Origin of the sequence: Streptomyces sp. NRRL S-37, from assembly GCF_000721605.1 — a bacterium.
Classification (GTDB): Bacteria; Actinomycetota; Actinomycetes; order Streptomycetales; family Streptomycetaceae; genus Streptomyces.
This window is the reverse complement of sequence record NZ_JOIZ01000005.1, coordinates 700,550-716,340: the sequence shown is the minus strand read 5'-3', so window position 1 is coordinate 716,340 and position 15,791 is coordinate 700,550. Positions and strand designations below refer to the sequence as shown.

Below are 15,791 nucleotides of genomic sequence, written 5' to 3'. Positions count from 1 at the left end.
GAAGGCTTCGTACGAGATTCAAGCGGGCATGCTGATCGGGGACCGCGTTCCCCTCACAGCGATTAACGTCTGATCCGGGAAGCACCCACATGAGCAGCCCCGGTCCGGGACCCTGACCCCGGACCGGGGCTTATGTGCGAGCGGAGGCCGGACAGTCCCTACCGCACCCCGAACCCGTACACCGTCTCCGACCGGAACACCTCACCCGGCTTCAGGACCGTGCTCGGGAACTCCGGACGGTTCGGGGAGTCCGGGAAGTGCTGGGTCTCCAGCGCGATGCCGTCACCGGGGGTGAAGGGCTCCCCGATGTGGTCCGAGGTGTAGAGCTGCATGCCGGGCTCGGTGGTCGCCACCGTCAGCACCCGGCCCGACGCCGGGTCGTACAGCTCGGCGACCTCCTCGGCGGCCGCCGTCACCCCCTTGTCGAGCACGAAGTTGTCGTCGTACCCGGTGCCCGCCTTCCGCGCCTCGCGGAAGTCGAAACGGGTCCCGGAGACGTCGGCGAGCTCACCGTTCGGGATCAGGTCCGCGTCGGACGGGGTGTAGCGGGAGGCCGCCAGCCGCAGCTCGTGCCCGGCCGTGCTGCCGGAGCCGGCGCCGGCCAGGTTCCAGTACGAGTGGTTCGTCAGGTTCACGTGCGTCGGCGCGTCCGTCACCGCCTCGTACGCGATCCCCAGCGCGCCCCGCTCGTCCAGCGTGTACGTCACGGAGACCTCCAGACGGCCCGGGAAGCCCTCCTCGCCGTCCTCGCTGACCAGGGAGAGCCGCAGGCCGTGCGCGACCGGGCTCACGTCCCACACCCGCTTGTCGAAGCCCCGCTCACCGCCGTGCAGCGAGTTCGGCCCGTTGTTCGCGGCGAGCGTGTGGTCGCGCCCCGCCAGGGAGAAGCGGGCGCCCGCGATCCGGTTGGCGTACCGGCCGATCAGGGCGCCCAGGAAGGGTTCCGGGTGCCGGAGGTAGCCGTCCAGGTCGGAGAACCCCAGCACCACGTTCCCGGTCCGCCCGTCCCGGTCCGGCACCTCGACGTCCTGCACGATCCCGCCGTAGGACAGGACCCGTACCCGTACGCCCGCCCGCTCCAGGGTCCAGCGGTGCACCGGCGTGCCGTCGGAAAGTGTGCCGAAGAGTTCGTTCATGTGCGAAACAATAAGTCACGGCCGCTTCGCCGTGACCGTCCGGTACGCGATCCCGGCCAGCTCGGCCTGCCCCTCGATGCTGGGATGGAACCAGTCCCAGCGGCTCAACTCGTCGGTGCCGAAACGGTACTCGTACACCGCGCCGCCGTCGAAGCGGCAGCGGCGGTCCTTCGCGCAGACCTCCTCCAGCACCTCGTTGTAGTCCTCCACCCGGTCCTGCACCGTCTCGCGCCGCAGCGTGGCCGCCGCGTCCATCGCGTCCGCGTCGCCCAGCATCGACGGGCAGATGCCCAGTTTCCACACCTGCTTGCCCAGCGGATTGGTCCGCCCCTGCGACCAGAGCCGCTTCAGGTTCGGCACGCTCGCCACGTACACCTGTGCCTTGGGCAGTGCCTCGCGCAGTGTGCGCATGGCCTCCTGGAAGTCGGCCCGGAAGTCGTCCACCGGCGTCATCGCCGACGTCGTCTCCCGGCAGGCGTCGTTCGCCCCGGCCATCACCGCCACCAGCTCCGGCCTCCGTGCCACCGCCCGCGCCATCTGCTCCGGCAGATCCGCCATCCGGGCCCCGGTCACCGAGTAGTTCCAGCTCCGCTCGGCCGCCCCCGCCCGCCCCAGCAGGCGTACGGCGAGACTGTCGACCTCCTCGCTGCCGCCCGTCGCCCACGACACCTCGGGGCAGTCCGTCAGCACCGCGCACGCGTCGAAGCCGCGCGTGATCGAGTCCCCCACGGCGGCGACCGACTCAGGGCTGGTGTCCCACACGGGCGTGGGCTTCGGGGACGGCCGCTCCTTCTTTGCCGCCGTGCCCGACGGGGCGGGGGAGCCGCCGACGGCATCGCAGCCGGCCGCGCCCAGCGCGACGGCCGCCACCACGGCGAGCACGGCCGCCCGCGCACGACGGGCCGGCCTCCGCGCCGTCTGCTCCATTCGTCGCCTCCCCGTGTGTCGTGGTGTGTTCATTGCACACCCGTACAGGCGTCCTGCCGGGTGAATGCTGGAGGTTTCCCGGCACCGGGACCGACGGTACGTCACACTCCTTGCGCCGTCGCACGGTAGCCTCGCCATCAACGCGGTCCACCCGGACCGCGCCTGTTCCGTCCGGAGGTTCCGGTGACGACTCGTGGAGTTCTGTACGTGCACTCCGCGCCGCGCGCGTTGTGCCCGCACGTCGAGTGGGCCATCGCCGGGGTGCTCGGCACGCGCGTCAGCCTGGACTGGATCCGCCAGCCCGCCTCCCCCGGCACCTGGCGCTCGGAGTTCTCCTGGCAGGGCCAGGCCGGCACCGCCTCCCAACTCGCCTCCGCGCTGCGCGGCTGGCAGATGCTGCGCTTCGAGGTCACCTCGGAACCCTGCCCCACCGCCGAGGGCGAGCGCTACAGCTGCACCCCCGACCTGGGCATCTTCCACGCCGTCACCGGCATCCACGGCGACATCCTCATCCCCGAGGACCGTCTCCGGGCCGCCCTGACCCGCTCCCGGACCGAACAGACCGACCTGGAATCGGAGATCGCCAAACTCCTGGGCAAACCCTGGGACGACGAACTGGAACCCTTCCGCTACGCAGGCGAAGGCGCCCCGGTCCGCTGGCTCCACCAGGTGGTCTAGAAAACACCGGGAGAGCAAAGCGCCCCTGAAAGGGGCGCGGGGAACTGCGCGACAAGCCCCAACGGACCCGCACCCGACCATGCTCCCCGGGGTCAAAGGGGCGAAGCCCCTTGAGGACGGGACGGGACGGGTAGGGGCGGCGGGGGCGAGAAAACCTCCCGTCACCCCCAGCGGGCGCCGCACGGCAAAGGGCCCCCACCCCCAAGGGGGTGAAGGCCCTTCAGGCCGACGCAGGTCACACGGACCGGAACGCCAGCACCACGTTGTGCCCACCGAACCCGAACGAGTCGTTCAGCGCGGCGATCCGCCCGTCCACGGGCAGCTTCCGCGCCTCCCCACGAACGACATCCGCAGCCGCCTCGGCCTCAGGATCGAGGTTCTCGACATTGATCGTCGGCGGAGCCACCCGGTGGTACAGCGCGAGCACGGTGGCCACGGACTCCACCCCACCCGCCCCGCCCAGCAGATGCCCCGTCATCGACTTCGTCGCGGAGACCGCGAAGTGGTCCGCGTCGTCCCCGAACACCTTCCGCAGCGCCTTCAGCTCCGCGATGTCACCGGCCGGCGTGGACGTCGCGTGCGCGTTGACGTGCACGATCTCCGCCGGGTCCAGATCCGTCCGCTCCAGCAGGTTCTGCAGGGCGTGCGAGATGCCCCGCCCCTCAGGCTCCGGCTGCACGATGTCGTGCGCGTCGGCCGAGATCCCCTGCCCGACCGCCTCCGCGTAGACCCGCGCACCGCGCGCGGCCGCGTGCTCGGCGGACTCCAGGACGATCACGCCCGCGCCCTCACCCATGACGAAGCCGTCCCGGGCGACGTCGTAGGGACGCGACGCGCCCTCGGGGTCGTCGTTGTTCTTGGACATCGCCATCATGTTGCCGAACGCGGCGATCGGCAGCGGGTGGATCGCCGCCTCCGTGCCGCCCGCGACGACGACGTCGGCACGGCCGGTGCGGATCATCTCGATGCCGTAGCCGATGGCCTCGGCACCCGACGCGCACGCGGAGACCGGGGTGTGCACACCGGCGCGGGCGCCCACCGCGAGACCCACGTTCGCGGCCGGGCCGTTCGGCATCAGCATGGGGACGGTGTGCGGGGAGACACGGCGTACGCCCTTCTCCTTCAGCACGTCGTGCTGGTCCAGCAGGGTCGTCACACCGCCGATGCCGGAGGCGATGACCGCTCCCAGCCGGTCCGGGTCGACGCTCGGGTCCTCACCGGCCTTGGCCACGAAACCGGCGTCGGCCCACGCCTCCTTGGCCGCGATCAGCGCGAACTGCGCCGAGCGGTCCAGGCGGCGGGCCTGCGGCCGGGGGATGACCTCGGTGGGCTCCACGGCCACCCGGGCCGCGATACGGACCGCCTGCTCGGCGGCCCACTCCTCCGTGAGGGCCTTGACGCCGGAACGTCCGGCGACCAGTCCCTCCCAGGTCGAGGCTGCGTCGCCACCCAGCGGTGTGGTTGCGCCGATACCGGTGACGACCACGGTGCGATTGGTCGGGCTCATCGGAATTCTCTCTCCAACGGATCTACGAGGATTCGTACGGCGCCACCGCCGGGTGGCGGGGCCGGGGTTCCCGGCCCCCGGGCCTCCCGTACCGACGGAAGACGGACGGAAGGCCCGGCAGGGCTCAGGCCTGGTGCTTGAGGATGTAGTCGGTCGCGTCGCCGACCGTCTTGAGGTTCTTGACGTCGTCGTCCGGGATCTTGACGTCGAAGCGCTCTTCGGCGGCGACGACGACCTCGACCATGGACAGCGAGTCGACGTCCAGGTCGTCGGTGAAGGACTTGTCCAGCTGGACGTCCTCAACCGGGATGCCGGCGATCTCGTTCACGATCTCCGCGAGACCGGCGACGATCTCTTCCTGAGTGGCGGCCATGATGGCGCTCCTTCGTTGTGATTCCAGAGGATGGGGTGGTGGTACCTCGCGTACCGGGCGCAGGGCCCGGCACGCAGTGCCTAGGGGAGGGTAACGACCGTAGCGGCGTAGACGAGACCCGCCCCGAAGCCGATGACGAGCGCGGTGTCGCCGCTCTTCGCCTCGCCGGTCGCCAGGAGCCGCTCCATCGCGAGCGGGATCGAGGCGGCCGAGGTGTTGCCGGTGGTGCGGATGTCACGGGCGACCGTGACGTGCTCCGGCAGTTTCAGGGTCTTCACCATCGAGTCGATGATCCGCACATTGGCCTGGTGCGGGATGAAGACGTCCAGTTCGTCCGCGGTGATCCCGGCCGCGTCCAGCGCCTGCTGGGCGACCTTCGCCATCTCGAACACGGCCCAGCGGAACACCGCCTGGCCTTCCTGCGTGATCGCGGGGAACTTGATGTTGCCCGCGCTGTCGAGGGGCAGCTCGGAGACGTCGCCGATCCTGAAGCGGTCCCACGGCACGGTCTGCTTGATGGTCTCGGACTTGTCGCCCTCCGAGCCCCACACGGTCGGGCCGATCGCGGGCTCCTGGGAGGGGCCGACGATCACCGCGCCCGCGCCGTCACCGAACAGGAAGGCCGTGGCCCGGTCCTCCAGGTCGGTCAGGTCGCTCAGCCGCTCCACGCCGATGACAAGTACATACTCTGCCGATCCCTCCACCACCATGCCCTTGGCCAGCGTGAGCCCGTACCCGAAGCCCGCGCAGCCGGCCGAGATGTCGAAGGCGGCGGCCTTGTCCGTGCCCAGCTTGTCGGCGATCTCGGTCGCGACGGCCGGGGTCTGGCTGAAGTGCGAGACGGTCGAGACGACGACGGCGCCGATCCGCGAGGCGTCGATCCCGGCGTCCGCGATCGCCTTGCCGGACGCCTCGATCGACATCGCGGCGACGGTCTCCTCGGCGGACGCCCAGTGCCGGGTCTCGATCCCGGAGCGGGAGCGGATCCACTCGTCGGACGAGTCGATCGTCTCCAGGATCACCTCGTTCGGCACGACCCGGGTGGGCCGGTAACCGCCCACGCCGAGGATGCGTGCGTACGGGGCGCCCTTGCTGGGCTTGATCTTCGCCATGCGGGTCGGCTCCTTAAGGGCGTCAGGCGTGCTCGGCGACGAGCTCGCGGGCCGCGTCGAGGTCGGCGGGGGTCTTCAGGGCCAGCGTCTTCACACCGGGCAGGGCGCGCTTGGCGAGGCCGGTCAGCGTGCCGCCGGGGCAGACCTCCAGGAGGGCGGTGACGCCGAGCTCCTTGAAGGTCTCCATGCACAGGTCCCAGCGGACCGGGTTGGCGACCTGGCCGACGAGGCGTTCGAGCACCTCGGTGCCGGTCGCGACCGCCGCGCCGTCCTTGTTCGACACGTAGGTGACCTTCGGGTCGCCCGGCGTCAGGGCCTCGGCGGCCTGCGCCAGCGTGTCGACCGCGGGGCCCATGTGGTGGGTGTGGAAAGCGCCGGCCACCTTGAGCGCGACGACCTTGCGCACGCCCTCGGGCTTGTCCGCCTCCAGTGCGGCGAGCTGCTCCGTGGTGCCGGCCGCGACGATCTGGCCCGCGCCGTTGATGTTCGCCGGGGTCAGGCCCAGCTTCTCCAGGTGCGCCACGGTCACCTCGGGGTCGCCGCCGAGCAGCGCCGCCATGCCGGTCTCGGTGATCGCGGCGGCGTCGGCCATGGCCAGACCCCGCGTGCGGACCAGGGAGAGCGCGGCGGTGTCGTCGAGGACACCCGCGAAGGTGGCGGCGGTGATCTCCCCGACGCTGTGACCGGCGACGGCACCGGGTGCCACGTCTCCGAGCGCGGAGGCGGACAGCAGCCCGGCCGCGACCAGCAGCGGCTGGGCGACGGCCGTGTCGCGGATCGCGTCCGCGTCGGCCTTCGTGCCGTAGTGGACGAGGTCGAGTCCGATGGCGTCGGACCATGCGGCGACGCGCTCCCCGGCACCGGGGAGGTCGAGCCATTCAGTCAGAAAGCCGGGAGTCTGGGCACCCTGGCCGGGAGCGACGAGTACGAGCACTCTCACACTCTCTCTTGGGGACGGTCACGGCCGCCCGTGAGGACAAGGACGAAGAACAGGAGGCGGTTTTGTGGGGCCCCGACAAAAGACTAGGGATGAGGATCGCCGTCGGCCAGACGCCCCAGGATCAGCGCGATCCGCAGCGTGAACGCAGAGCGTACATCGGAGGGTGACCATCCGGTGACGTCAGTCACACGTCGAAGCCGGTAGCGGACGGTGTTGGGGTGAACGAACAGCATCCGCGCCGCGCCTTCGAGACTGCTCGCCTGCTCCAGATAGACACTGAGCGTCTCCAGCAGCGCGGCTCCGGCCTGCTCCAGCGGTCTGTAGATCTCCTCCACCAACTGCTCGCGCGCGGAGGGGTCCGAGGCGATCGCCCGCTCCGGCAGCAGATCGTCCGCCAGCACCGGGCGCGGGGCGTCCTGCCAGGCGGAACACGCCTTGAGCCCCGCCGCGGCGGCCTGCGCGGACCGGGTCGCGGCCAGCAGGTCGGGAACCACCGGACCGGCGACGACCGGCCCCGCCGCATACGGCCCGATCAGCGACTTCGCGACGGCCAGCGGGTTGTCGCTGCCGCCCGCGATCACCACCAGCCGGTCGCCGAGCACCCCGGTCAGCACCTGGAGCTTGGCGTGCCGGGCGGCCCGCCGGATGGCCTCCACGGTCAGCTCGGAGTCCCCGTCGGGCGCGGTGCCCAGCACCACGCACACATGCTCGGGCGAGTTCCAGCCCAGGGCGGCGGCCCGCGACACGGCCCCCTCGTCCGCCTCACCGCTGAGTACCGCGTTCACCACCAGCGACTCCAGCCGCGCGTCCCAGGCACCCCGTGCCTCGGCGGCCTGCGCGTACACCTGGGCGGTGGCGAAGGCGATCTCACGGGCGTACACGAGCAGCGCCTCACGCAGCACGCTCTCGTCGCCGGGCGCCGCCACCTCGTCGATGGCGGACTCCATGACCTCGATGGTGGTGCGCACCATCTCCACGGTCTGCCGCAGCGTGATCGCCCGGGTCAGCTCGCGCGGCGCGGTGCCGAACACATCGGTGGAGATGGCCTGCGGGGCGTCCGGGCGCCGGAACCACTCGGTGAACGCGGCGATGCCCGCCTGCGCGACCAGGCCGATCCAGGAACGGTTCTCCGGGGGCATGGCCCGGTACCAGGACAGCGTCTCGTCCATCCGCGCGATCGCCTGCGCGGCGAGACTGCCGGACGACCTCTCCAGCCGCTTCAGCGTCGCGGCGTGCGGATGGGCGGGGCGTGCGGCGGCTTCGGGGGTGCTGGTTTCGGGTTCGGGCACGGGGACAAGACTGCCTTATCGGTACGGCCGCGCGTGTCGCCGGGTCTACGGTGGACCCTGTGACGGACGTACGGCATGCGCGGGAGCGCTACCAGGGCGGCGATCCGGCGGCCGGGATCGAGACGTGGCACGCCTTCTCCTTCGGCCCCCACTACGACCCGGACAACCTGCGCTTCGGCGCGGTGATCGCCTGCAACGAGGAGCACCTCGCCCCCGGCGCCGGCTTCGACGAGCACCCGCACAGCCACACCGAGATCGTGACGTGGGTGGTGGAGGGCGAGCTGACCCACCGCGACTCCACGGGCGAGGAGACGGTGATCCGCCCCGGCGACGTCCAGCGCCTGAGCGCCGCGTCGGGCGTCCGCCACGTGGAACGCAACGCGGGCGACCGCCCTCTCACCTTCCTCCAGATGTGGCTGGCCCCCCTGGAACCGGGCGGCGACCCCTCCTACGAGGTCGTCCGGGGCATAGCCGACTCCACCCCGTACGCCCTCCCGGAGGCGGGCGCGATGCTCCACGTACGCCGGCTGAGGGCGGGAGAGCGGACGGCGGTGCCGGACGCCGCGTACGTGTACGTCCACGTGGTGCGCGGTGAGGTGACGCTGGACGGCGCACTGCTGGGTGCGGGCGACGCGGCCCGCCTCACGGACGCGCAGGGGGTGGACGCGGTGGCGGGAGCGTCGGACGCGGAGCTACTGGTGTGGGAGATGGCAGCGAAGTGACGCGGCAGGCCCCGCCGAAGCCGGTACGGTTTGGCTTCGGCGGGGCCTGCGAACGGTCGGATCAGGGCCGCAGCCCCTTCACACGGACCGCAGTTCCGTGCGTGAAGCCGTCCGCTTCTTCGACCTGAAACCTCACTTCAACGCCTCACGGAGTTCGTTTCTTTCCGTAGTCGAGCGTATGCGTAGCGTTGCAGCATCGCGGCGTGAATCACGTAACCGGTCCGCGGGTGGCGGACATCCGCAGTGAGTACCACGCCGAGTTCGCCATGGGGGAGCACTCGGCCCGGCATCTGCGGCGCATCCTGCGGCTGTACCTCGTCGGCGCGGGGCTGGCCGACGTGACCGACGCCGCCGAGCTGGCGCTCACCGAGCTGGTCGCCAACGTCGTACGGCACGTCCCCGGCCGCCGCTGCCGCATTTGCTTCCTGCTCCGGCTCGGCGGAGTGCGGGTGAAAGTCGCGGACGGCTGTCCGGAGTTGCCCGCGCCGGCCGTCGGCGGCGGGCTCGGTGAGAGTGGGCGCGGGCTGGTGATCGTGGACGCGGTCACCGACCGCCCCTACGGGCGGGGCAAGACGGTGTGGTTCGAGCGCCTGGGCCGGCGTCGGACGGTGCCCGTGGAGGCCGAGGCCGGACCCTGAGGTACGTGCGGGCAGGTGCCGGACCGTCTGTGTTCGCCGAACCCCTGCGCGCCTTGAACCATCGCCGTGGCTCCGCCGTTGTATCTCCTGTTCAGTCGCACAGGGTGCCGATGTCCTGCATCGCAGGGCCCGGCTCCGTCCATGAGGAGAGACGTATGAAGTTGTGGCGTTCCCGTATCGCCGCTGCCGCGATCGGTACCGCGCTGGTCGCCATTCCGCTGACCGCGGCCCCGGCGTCCGCCGCCGACACCAACCCCTGGGGCTACATAGCGATCTCTGGATGGAGGGACAAACTCGCGTGCGTGGATGACGGGCAGTACGCCCTCGCCCACGGGTACGTGAACTACTACTGCGACTGGGACGACCCGTACTGGGTCCTGTGGGCCCTTCCCGCGAAGGACCAGCCGCCGACGGGCGGGTGACCGGCACGGGAAGCCGGGGCCGGCCGGTGGTTGTGGGGGCCGCCGGCCGGCGCGCGGGGTTCAGCCGCGCAGTTCGGCCAGCACCGCGTCCGTGAACGGCGGCCACGCCTCGATCGCCCAGGGACCGAAGGCACGGTCGGCGAGGGCCGCGCAGGCCACGCCCGCGTCGGGGTCGATCCACAGGAACGTACCCGACTGGCCGAAGTGGCCGAAGGTGCGCGGGGAGGACGACGCGCCCGTCCAGTGCGGGGACTTGGAGTTCCGGATCTCGAAGCCCAGGCCCCAGTCGTTGGGGTTCTGGTGGCCGTAGCCCGGCAGGACGCCCTTGGTGCCGGGGTACTGGACCGTCATCGCCGCGGCGACCGTGCGGGGGTCCAGCAGGCGCGGGGCCTGCACCTCGGCCGCGAACCGCAGCAGGTCGTCCACCGTGGAGACGGCGTCCTTCGCCGGGGAGCCCGCCAACGAGGTCGACGTCATGCCGAGCGGCTCCAGCACCGCCTGCCGCAGGTACTCCGCGAACGGGATCTCCGTCGCCTTCGCGACATGGTCGCCGAGCTGCTCGAACCCGGCGTTGGAGTACAGGCGCCGCTCACCCGGTGCCGAGGTCACCTTGTGTTCGTCGAAGGCCAGCCCCGAGGTGTGCGCGAGCAGGTGCCGGACCGTCGAACCGTCCGGGCCGGCGGGCTCGTCCAGCTCGATCGCGCCCTCCTCGTACGCCACGAGCACCGCGTACGCCGCGAGTGGCTTGGTGACCGAGGCCAGCGGGAAGCGGTGTCCGGCGGGGCCATGGGTGCCGAGGACGGTGCCGTCCGCCCGTACGACACCCGCCGCGGCGGTGGGAACCGGCCAGTTCTCGATCAACGCGAGGCTCTTCAGCGACATGCCGTCGAGCCTAAGCGCTCACAGGGTCAGCTCCAGCAACGGGTCCGGCCTGGGCCTGAAGCCCAGTGCCACGTACAGCGGCTCCGCCTGCGCGGACGCGGTGAGGCGGACCCGCCGGGCGCCGCGCTCGCGGAACCACTCCAGCAGCGCCTCCATGCAGGCGCGCGCGTAGCCGCGGCGGCGGGCGTCCGGGTCGGTGGCGACGCTGAAGACATAGCCGTCGGTGCCGTACGGATCGCGTGCGCCGCCGATGCGGTACTCCAGCGAGCCGGCCACCAGCGCCGCCAGCGCGCCCGGCCGCTCCGGGTGGTCCACGACGAACGCCACGAAGGTGCCGTCCGGCTCGGACAGCCGGCCGCGCAGCACGGGCAGCGACTCGGCGTGCCACGCCGTGGACGGGTCGGACAGGGGCGTCGAGTCGATCATCACCTGGCGCAGACGGAGCACTTCCTCCGCGTCCTCCGGCGTCGCACGGCGTACAGAGGTCATGGCCGTACGGTAATCAGCCGCGGGCCTCCCCGTCCTGCCCATTTCTCACCTTCGTCGCTTGCTTGGAGTGCACTCCAGCGTTCTAGCGTGGGGACCATGACGGTGACGGAGACGGAGACCACCACGGGGCCCGGCGCGGACACCTGCGCCGGGCCGCCGCAGGGGGATCGGCGGCCGGACGGCGCGGACAGGTACACGATCAGCGAGGTCGTCGCCCTCACCGGGCTGACGGCGCACACCCTGCGCTGGTACGAGCGCATCGGTCTGATGCCGCACATCGACCGGTCCCACACCGGCCAGCGGCGCTACAGCAACCGCGACCTCGACTGGCTCGCCCTCGTCGGCAAGCTCCGCCTGACCGGGATGCCGGTCGCGGACATGGTGCGCTACGCGGAACTGGTCCGCGCGGGCGACCACACGTACACCGAGCGTTTCGAACTGCTGAAGCAGACCCGCGAGGACGTACTGTCCCGGATCGCCGAACTCCAGGGCACGCTCGCCGTGCTCGACCGGAAGATCGATTTCTATGCGGACGCCGGGCGGGCCCTGGCGTCGGAGAGGGCATGATGACCAACGGCACGATCGGCACGGCCGCACTGGGCGAGGGCGGCCCCGAGGTGGGCGTGCAGGGCCTCGGCTGCATGGGCATGAGCTTCGCGTACGGGCCCACGGACGCGGACGCCTCCCGGGCGACCCTGGAGCGGGCCCTGGAGCTCGGCGTCACGCTCTACGACACGGCGGACGCGTACGGCGCGGGGGAGAACGAGCGGTTCCTCGCCCCCTTCTTCAAGGCGCACCGGGACGAGGTGGTCATCGCCACCAAGTTCGCCCTGTCGATCCCGCGGGAGGACCCGACCCGGCGGATCATCCGCAACGACGCGCCGTACATCCGCGAGGCCGTCGAGGCGAGCCTGAGGCGCCTGGACGTCGACGTGATCGACCTCTACTACATGCACCGGCGCGATGTGAACGTGCCGATCGAGGAGACCGTCGGCGTCATGGCCGAGCTGGTGCGCGAGGGCAAGGTCAAGCAGCTCGGCCTGAGCGAGGTCACGGCCGGCGAACTGCGCGCCGCGCACGGGGTGCACCCGATCGCCGCCGTGCAGTCGGAGTGGTCGCTGTTCAGCCGGGACATCGAGGCGAAGGTCGTCCCCGCCGCGCGTGAACTGGGCGTGACCCTGGTCCCGTACTCCCCGCTGGGGCGAGGCTTCCTCACGGGTTCCTTCACCGACGCCGAACAGGACCTCACGCCCGGCGACTTCCGCCGCCATCAGCCCCGCTACACGGGCGCCAACGCGGCGGCCAACGCGGCGCTGCTGGAACCGGTCCGCACCGTTGCCAAGGCCCATGACGCCACCCCGGGCCAGGTCGCTCTGGCCTGGGTCCACCAGCAGGCGGAGGTCCACAACCTCCCGGTGATCCCGATCCCGGGCACCCGCAAGCCCGCCCGGGTGGAGGAGAACACGGCGGCGACCCGCATCGAACTGACGGTGGAGGAACTGGCCCTCCTGGAGCCCCTCGCGTCCGAGGTGTCCGGCGCCCGCTACGCGGACATGACCTTCGTCTCCGCCGGACGGGAGTAGGACGACTCCCTCAAGGGCGCGGGGCCGCATCGATGTGCGGCCCCGCCGCCCGGGCGCGACCAGCCACAGACGGCCTGAGGCCACAACGCCACCGCACCAGGCGGGACGCTAAAGCTCCGCGAGCAACTCCGCCTTCTTGGAGGAGAACTCCTCGTCCGTCACCAGCCCCGCCTGATGCAGCTCCCCGAGATGCCGGATCCGCTCGGCGATGTCCGCGGGGTCACGGCGCGCCCGCGCCGTGGACACCGCCGGCACCGGCGCACAGTTGCGCACCGCCGCCAGCACGGCCGCCGCGAACGGCAACGACTCGTGCACGGGCCCGTACCCCAGCCCGAACACCACGGCGGCCGGATCCTGGTCGGCCTGCGCCGGCGGAGTCCCCGCGTCCCGCCGCAGCAGCCGCAGGTGCCCCTCGAACACCTCCGGCGACCGCCACTCCACCCCGCTCAGCTCACCCACCGGGAACCGCTGGTCCCCGGCCTTCCACTTCGCCGACGACGCCCCCGTCCAGAACCACCGGAACGCCACCGCCGTACCGTCGAAGGACGCCTTCCCGTCGTACGCCTTGAACTGCAGCGGCACCTCGGGAGCGGCCACCAGATGGCGTTCGGCGGGCCCGGACTCGGTGAGCCGTGCGCGCAGTTCGTCGGCGTAGTACTCGGCGAGCGTCTCGCGTTCGGCGGGCAGCACCAGCCGGTAGGGGTCGCTGCTCTCCTTCAACTGCCCGGAGGCGGCCTCCATCAGCGGATCGGCACCGGGCCGGAGCTCGATCCGCAGGACCACCGTCCCGCGCTTGCCGGGCGCGAGGGTCACCCCCTCGATCGCCTCCAGCGGAACACGCCGCTCCCCAAGCGCCTGGAACAGCTTGGGTGTTCGAATACCCCGTTCGTAACGGATGAGCACGGAGTCGGACTCGAACTCCCAGGCGGCATGAAATCCGGCCAGTACGTCACCCATGCGGCTCATCGTATGCGGCACGAGCTTCTCCGTCCCTTCCCCACGCATACCGCAGTATCTCCGCCTCTACGCGCGTCCGGTAGTGGTCGTACCGGACAAACCCGTCCGGCAGAGGTCGCCCCCGCCCGCGCAGGACACCGCGCGGTATGCGCCAACACCGATCTCGGCGAAGTTCCGCAGACTGTCCGTGCCCGGTGCGAAGTACCCGGCGTGGCCCTCGGCCTCCCGTGCCGACAGCACGCGCGCGCCGAATTCCGCCGTCACCGGGTCGGCCCCGTGCCCCAGACCGCCGAGCTCCAGGTACGGCACGTCCTGGATCCAGTCGTCGGCGTCCCGCATCGCCCACACCCGGGCGGTGGTGCGCAGTTGGGCGGTGTTCTCGACCCGCATGCCGGGGCTGCCGGCCACCGCGATGTCGGACACCCGCTCCGGCAGGGTGTGCGCGGCGATCCCGCACACCACGGAGCCGTAGCTGTGGCAGAACAGCGAGACCGGGGCGATCCCGGGCAGTCCGCGCACCAGCGCGTCCAGCCGCACCGCGCCGTCCTCGGCGCGCATCGCCGTGGCCGCGTCCATGCCGAGCCCGCGGGGAGCCGTGTAGTCGGCCCAGGCGATCACGGCCGTACGGGTCGCAGGACCGGCGGCGCGCTCCGCCGCGTACAGGGAGCTCGCCATGCCGACGGGGGCCGAGTGCGCGCGGTTCGTGCGCTGGAAGGTGAGCAGGTCGGTGTCGGCACCGGGGACGACGACCGAGATCCGCTCGGCCCTGCGCAGGTCGCCGAAGACCTCGGCGATCCGGCCGGAGCCCGACGGGTCGAAGGCGAGGATGTGCCGGCCGGGGCGCGCCAGTGCCTCGAAGCGGTTCATCCGGCGTGCCGCCTGCCGCTGGCCCGATTCGGTGAGGCGGCTGTCGTGCACGCGTGCCCGTTCGACCTTGCGGGCCTGCTCCAGCGCGATGCGGTTGGCCTGGTAGCGCAGGTGGACCGGTGCGCCGTTCATGTTGCCGACCGCGAGCGGATAGCGGCGGGCGAGACTCGCGCGCTGCCCCACGGTGAGGGAGGCGAAGAACCGGGTCAGCCGCGCGGGCTCCGCATCCGGGTCCGGCAGCCGGTGGCCCGCTATCCGGCCGCGCTCCCACGCGTCGAGCGATGCCTGGAGCGGAGCGGGGTGGCGCTGATGGCGCAGCGCCGTCCAGCCCGTGGTCGCCAGCATCACGAAAACGACGGCGAGCGCGAGCAGCATGCGCCAGACGTTCAGTTGCGGGGAGGTGTCGAAGGAAGTCACTGAAGGGACACACTAGGAGAACGGGAGAGTCTCGCGTGAATCAAGTGACCGGGATCACGTTTCGGTGTGCCGGTTCGGGGCCCCCTCCGTACGCCAGTTCCCCACGAGGGCCGGTCCCACGTGGTCCAGACAGGTCGTCATCAGGTTCCGCATGGCCGCCGCGCTGAAGTCGTCCCCGACGGACCAGCGCCGCTCCGCCACGCGGATCACCCCGCCGAACGCGGCCACCAGGATCCTCGGCCGGGGATCGGCGTCCACGTCGAGTCCCTCGCGCTCGGCGATGATGCGTGCCAGCTCCTCCTCCAGCTCCTCGGCGCGCCGCAGATGGGCGGCGAGCAGGGCGGGCGTCGACTCGATCACCCGGTAGACGCGCATGTGCAGTTCCAGGGGGACGAGCTGTTCGACGGCCTCGTTGATGCCGTCCCAGCTGTCCAGCACGGCCCGGCGCAGCACCTCCAGCGGCGCCTCGCCCGGCGGGCGTTCGCGTACGGCCCCGATGACGTGCGACTCCGCGAGCCGGGGGACGAAGAACGCCACCTCCTCCTTGCTCGCGAAGTAGCGGAAGAAGGTGCGCTGCGAGACGTCGACGGCCGCGGCGATGTCGTCGACGGTCGTCCCCTCGTACCCGCGCGTGGCGATCAGCTCCAGTGCGGCCCGGACCAGCGCGTCCCGGGTGCGCCGCTTCTTGCGCTCCCTCAGACCCGGCCGCGGTGGCGCGCCCACGGCGGTCCCGACCGTCCCCATGGTTCCTCCTCGAACTGTTTCCCCAGTTCAGGCTATACGGGGATGTCCTGTCAGTGACCGACTGATGAATTGGTTTGTCAACTGTCAGCGGCTGACATTAGTGTCGAA

18 protein-coding genes are annotated in these 15,791 nt (G+C 71.5%); 6 read left to right on the top strand and 12 right to left on the bottom strand.

The window, feature by feature from the left end:
- Nucleotides 1–158: 158 nt before the first annotated feature.
- Nucleotides 159–1,136, bottom strand: coding sequence for an aldose epimerase family protein (locus IH50_RS0110135; RefSeq protein WP_030859561.1), 978 nt, complete (start codon nt 1,134–1,136; stop codon nt 159–161).
- Between the two features lie 15 nt (nt 1,137–1,151).
- Entirely contained in the window at nt 1,152–2,063 is a 912-nt protein-coding gene (locus IH50_RS0110130; RefSeq protein ID WP_030859559.1) for an SGNH/GDSL hydrolase family protein, read from the bottom strand.
- 183 nt (nt 2,064–2,246) lie between these two features.
- On the opposite strand from IH50_RS0110130, the gene IH50_RS0110125 reads away from it, so the two are divergent.
- Complete coding sequence (locus IH50_RS0110125; RefSeq protein WP_030859557.1) at nt 2,247–2,741, top strand: DUF3145 domain-containing protein; 495 nt, start codon at nt 2,247–2,249, stop codon at nt 2,739–2,741.
- Between the two features lie 235 nt (nt 2,742–2,976).
- Here the strand turns inward: IH50_RS0110125 and fabF are convergent, their stop codons facing one another.
- From fabF to fasR, 5 genes are all read right to left on the bottom strand, one after another.
- Complete coding sequence (fabF, locus tag IH50_RS0110120; protein WP_030859555.1) at nt 2,977–4,248, bottom strand: beta-ketoacyl-ACP synthase II; 1,272 nt, start codon at nt 4,246–4,248, stop codon at nt 2,977–2,979.
- A gap of 124 nt (nt 4,249–4,372) precedes the next feature.
- Nucleotides 4,373–4,621 (bottom strand): acyl carrier protein, encoded by a 249-nt coding sequence (locus IH50_RS0110115; RefSeq protein WP_004931691.1) that lies wholly within the window; start codon nt 4,619–4,621, stop codon nt 4,373–4,375.
- An 80-nt stretch (nt 4,622–4,701) separates the two neighbouring features.
- Nucleotides 4,702–5,733, bottom strand: coding sequence for a ketoacyl-ACP synthase III (locus tag IH50_RS0110110; protein ID WP_030859553.1), 1,032 nt, complete (start codon nt 5,731–5,733; stop codon nt 4,702–4,704).
- Between the two features lie 22 nt (nt 5,734–5,755).
- Nucleotides 5,756–6,667: an ACP S-malonyltransferase gene (locus IH50_RS0110105; RefSeq protein WP_030859551.1), complete on the bottom strand. Its 912-nt coding sequence runs from the start codon at nt 6,665–6,667 to the stop codon at nt 5,756–5,758.
- A gap of 89 nt (nt 6,668–6,756) precedes the next feature.
- On the bottom strand, nt 6,757–7,962 hold the full coding sequence (gene fasR / locus IH50_RS0110100) for a fatty acid biosynthesis transcriptional regulator FasR (protein WP_030859550.1): 1,206 nt from the start codon (nt 7,960–7,962) through the stop codon (nt 6,757–6,759).
- A 59-nt stretch (nt 7,963–8,021) separates the two neighbouring features.
- On the opposite strand from fasR, the gene IH50_RS0110095 reads away from it, so the two are divergent.
- The 3 genes from IH50_RS0110095 to IH50_RS0110085 all read left to right on the top strand — a co-directional run bounded on the left by IH50_RS0110095 (nt 8,022) and on the right by IH50_RS0110085 (nt 9,744).
- On the top strand, nt 8,022–8,684 hold the full coding sequence (locus tag IH50_RS0110095) for a pirin family protein (protein WP_030859548.1): 663 nt from the start codon (nt 8,022–8,024) through the stop codon (nt 8,682–8,684).
- A 203-nt stretch (nt 8,685–8,887) separates the two neighbouring features.
- Nucleotides 8,888–9,322, top strand: coding sequence for an ATP-binding protein (locus IH50_RS0110090; protein WP_420709042.1), 435 nt, complete (start codon nt 8,888–8,890; stop codon nt 9,320–9,322).
- A 155-nt stretch (nt 9,323–9,477) separates the two neighbouring features.
- Nucleotides 9,478–9,744: a hypothetical protein gene (locus IH50_RS0110085; RefSeq protein WP_030859544.1), complete on the top strand. Its 267-nt coding sequence runs from the start codon at nt 9,478–9,480 to the stop codon at nt 9,742–9,744.
- A gap of 60 nt (nt 9,745–9,804) precedes the next feature.
- Here the strand turns inward: IH50_RS0110085 and IH50_RS0110080 are convergent, their stop codons facing one another.
- Both IH50_RS0110080 and IH50_RS0110075 read right to left on the bottom strand, forming a co-directional pair.
- Nucleotides 9,805–10,626 carry a serine hydrolase domain-containing protein gene (locus IH50_RS0110080; protein WP_030859542.1) on the bottom strand — a complete coding sequence of 274 codons (822 nt, stop codon included), beginning with the start codon at nt 10,624–10,626 and terminating at the stop codon, nt 9,805–9,807.
- Between the two features lie 18 nt (nt 10,627–10,644).
- Nucleotides 10,645–11,115 carry a GNAT family N-acetyltransferase gene (locus IH50_RS0110075; protein WP_030859540.1) on the bottom strand — a complete coding sequence of 157 codons (471 nt, stop codon included), beginning with the start codon at nt 11,113–11,115 and terminating at the stop codon, nt 10,645–10,647.
- Between the two features lie 96 nt (nt 11,116–11,211).
- Here IH50_RS0110075 and IH50_RS0110070 point away from each other — a divergent pair, with 96 nt between their 5' ends.
- Both IH50_RS0110070 and IH50_RS0110065 read left to right on the top strand, forming a co-directional pair.
- A complete protein-coding gene (locus tag IH50_RS0110070) occupies nt 11,212–11,682 on the top strand; it encodes a MerR family transcriptional regulator (RefSeq protein ID WP_030859538.1) in 471 nt (156 codons plus the stop codon).
- Entirely contained in the window at nt 11,682–12,698 is a 1,017-nt protein-coding gene (locus tag IH50_RS0110065; RefSeq protein ID WP_030859535.1) for an aldo/keto reductase, read from the top strand. The genes IH50_RS0110070 and IH50_RS0110065 overlap by 1 nt, the downstream gene beginning before the upstream one ends.
- 108 nt (nt 12,699–12,806) lie before the next feature.
- Here the strand turns inward: IH50_RS0110065 and IH50_RS0110060 are convergent, their stop codons facing one another.
- The 3 genes from IH50_RS0110060 to IH50_RS0110050 form a co-directional block, all read right to left on the bottom strand.
- The gene (locus IH50_RS0110060; protein ID WP_030859533.1) at nt 12,807–13,655 is read right to left on the bottom strand and encodes a DUF4429 domain-containing protein; all 849 of its coding nucleotides are present in this window, start codon (nt 13,653–13,655) and stop codon (nt 12,807–12,809) included.
- 66 nt (nt 13,656–13,721) lie between these two features.
- A complete protein-coding gene (locus tag IH50_RS0110055; RefSeq protein ID WP_030859531.1) occupies nt 13,722–14,939 on the bottom strand; it encodes an alpha/beta hydrolase in 1,218 nt (405 codons plus the stop codon).
- A gap of 54 nt (nt 14,940–14,993) precedes the next feature.
- Entirely contained in the window at nt 14,994–15,683 is a 690-nt protein-coding gene (locus tag IH50_RS0110050) for a TetR/AcrR family transcriptional regulator (protein ID WP_030859529.1), read from the bottom strand.
- Between the last annotated feature and the right edge of the window lie 108 nt (nt 15,684–15,791).